Source organism: Inquilinus limosus MP06, assembly GCF_000767795.1.
Lineage (GTDB): Bacteria > Pseudomonadota > Alphaproteobacteria > DSM-16000 > Inquilinaceae > Inquilinus > Inquilinus limosus_E.
Genome location: NZ_JANX01001073.1, coordinates 1 through 948 on the forward strand (window position 1 = coordinate 1; position 948 = coordinate 948).

At 69.7% G+C, this 948-nt stretch carries 1 protein-coding gene and 1 pseudogene; both read left to right on the forward strand.

The annotated features are described in order from the left end of the window. Positions 1-334: pseudogene (locus tag P409_RS35260) on the forward strand (penicillin-binding protein 1C); the annotation flags it as partial. A gap of 132 nt (positions 335-466) precedes the next feature. Continuing rightward, entirely contained in the window at positions 467-943 is a 477-nt protein-coding gene (locus P409_RS35265) for a MarR family winged helix-turn-helix transcriptional regulator (RefSeq protein WP_034849778.1), read from the forward strand. The last annotated feature ends 5 nt before the right edge of the window (positions 944-948 follow it).

The following is a 948-nucleotide window of genomic DNA, read 5'->3' on the forward strand; positions in this document are numbered from 1 at the left end:
GGAGGACCTGCCGCCGCGGCTGAAGCGGCTGGCGGCCGGCCCGGTGTCGCTGGCGCCTTTGCCGTCGCTGGCCGGGCTCGATCCGCTGGCGATCGCCTTCCCGGCCGATGGTGCTGCGGTGGAGCGGCCGCATGAGGGCGACCGCTTCGGCTCGCTGTCCCTGGTCGCCACCGGCGGGCGCCGGCCGTTCCTGTGGATGGTCGACGGAAGGCCGATCCCGTCCTCGCCGCTGAAGCGCGACGCCGACTGGACGCCGCCCGGCCCGGGCGCGGCCCAGATCACCGTGATCGACGCCACGGGGGCGACGGCGACGGCGCGGGTGTGGCTGCGCTGAGGGGCTGACACTCCCCATTGCTGCGCGAATTCCTATCGGCAGCCCTGCGCCGCCGCGATGGGTCCATCATTTGCCGGTGTCGGTCAGGGACCATATAGTAAGGCAGTTTACAGTCAGGTCGTTTAGTCCTCAATGAGCGAGATCAAGCCTCTCGTCAGCCTCTACACCTTGATCAAGGATCTCGATCAGCTGCTGCGCCGCCGCTTCGACGAGCGGGTGCGCGCGGCCGGTCTCGATCTCACCCGGCCGCAGTACCGGGTTCTGATCATGCTCGACCGCAACCCCGGCATCACCCAGGCGCGCCTGGCCGAGCTGCTGGACGTCGAGAAGATGACGGTCACCGGCCTGATCGACCGGATGGAGACCCGGGGCTGGGTCGAGCGCCGGCGGGACCCGAACGACCGGCGCGCCCATTCGCTGCATCTGCTGCCGCCCGCCCGGCCGATCGTCGACCAGCTCGAGGCCCTGATCGCGCAGTGGCAGGACGACTACAGCGCCCGGCTGCCGGCCGAGGTCATGGCCCGGCTGATCGGCGACCTGCAGATCCTCAAGACCAAGCTGATCTCCGATTCTGACGAACCGGCGGCCGATGCCGCCAAGCGGTGCTGAGACAT

Coding starts and splice junctions, on each gene's coding strand:
- P409_RS35265 (WP_034849778.1), top strand. CDS start 467: ATGAGCGAGATCAAGCCTCTCGTCAGCCTCTACACCTTGATCAAGGAT.